We start from the raw sequence: 1196 nt of genomic DNA on the forward strand, positions 1-1196 counted from the left end.
ATTGGGGTGAACCGGGCCACCGGGATCCGGCTTCTGGAGTGAGAATCACAGGTAGTGCATGGTGGGACAGGTCGGTTAACTGCCGGCGGCCATGCTGACCTGCGGTTTGACGACCTGGAGTGCGCTGTCGCGGGTGCCCGGGAACTTCGAGGTTCGCCGATCGGCGCTTCGGGGCACCGGCCCAGTGACCGGTCCACCAGACCAGCGGACCAGCCGGTCACCGGACCAGCCGGCCGTCGGACCTGCGGGTCTCCCCGTCGGGCGGGAGTTCGGGCCGGTCGAGCACCGACCGGTCGCAGAAGGGACGTGAGGGCACACCGTGACCACGAAGGCAATCGCGATCGCTCGGGAGCACGGCCACTGGTCCGTGCACGAACTCGACCCCGCGGACCTCGACGACCTCGACGCCCTCACCGACGCCATGCGTGACCTCGGTGACGCCTCCGTCGTCGCCTTCCTAGAGGAGGATGACGAGTACCTCGCGATCGTCCGCCTGGGTGACAAGCAGCTGGACCCGTCGGTCTTCCTCTCCGACCGCCGCGCCCTGGTCAGCTCCGACCTCGCCGACCGTCTCTTCTCCGACGCGCTGCCCTCCTTGGCCGGCCTGTCCACCGAGGACGACGAGGACGACGACGACTCCGCCGTCCTGCTCCAGGCCTCCCCCGTCGGCGACCTGGACCTCCTCGCCGACCTGGGCACCTCCGAGGAGGACCTGCTCGAACTCATCGGCGAGGAAGGCATGCTCCCCGCCGACCTGATCAGCGCCCTGAGCGAACGCGCCGGCGCCGGGGAGATCTTCGACGACGCCCGTGGCTGACTCGTTCAGTCACGAGGCGGCGATGGGCCTGGCGCTGGACCAGGCGCGTCTCGCTCTGGCCTCCGGCGACGTCCCGGTCGGCGCGGTCGTCCTCGCCGCCGATGGCACGGTGATCGGCACCGGCTACAACACCCGCGAGCGCGACGGCGACCCCACCGCCCACGCCGAGGTCATCGCCCTACGCGCCGCCGCCCAGGCCCTGGGCTCCTGGCGCCTGACCGGCACCACCCTCGTCGTCACCCTCGAGCCCTGCACCATGTGCGCCGGCGCCCTGGTCCTCGCCCGCATCGCCCGCCTCGTCTACGGCGCCGTGGACGACAAGGCCGGCGCCGTCGGCTCCCTCTGGGACGTCGTCCGCGACCGCCGCCTCAACCACCGC

Annotated in this window: 2 protein-coding genes; both read left to right on the forward strand. The window is 71.5% G+C overall.

Going from position 1 to position 1196, the window contains the following annotated elements; all coding sequences use genetic code 11:
- Positions 1 to 319 precede the first annotated feature (319 nt).
- Entirely contained in the window at positions 320 to 817 is a 498-nt protein-coding gene (locus G6R24_RS21050) for a tRNA adenosine deaminase-associated protein (protein WP_163550851.1), read from the forward strand.
- Positions 810 to 1196 (forward strand): nucleoside deaminase (locus tag G6R24_RS21055; RefSeq protein WP_263864098.1); only part of this gene is annotated, 387 nt, incomplete at its 3' end. The genes G6R24_RS21050 and G6R24_RS21055, both read left to right, overlap by 8 nt.

The sequence above is a fragment of the Candidatus Frankia nodulisporulans genome (assembly GCF_902806475.1).
GTDB classification, from domain to species: Bacteria; Actinomycetota; Actinomycetes; order Frankiales; family Frankiaceae; genus Frankia; species Frankia umida.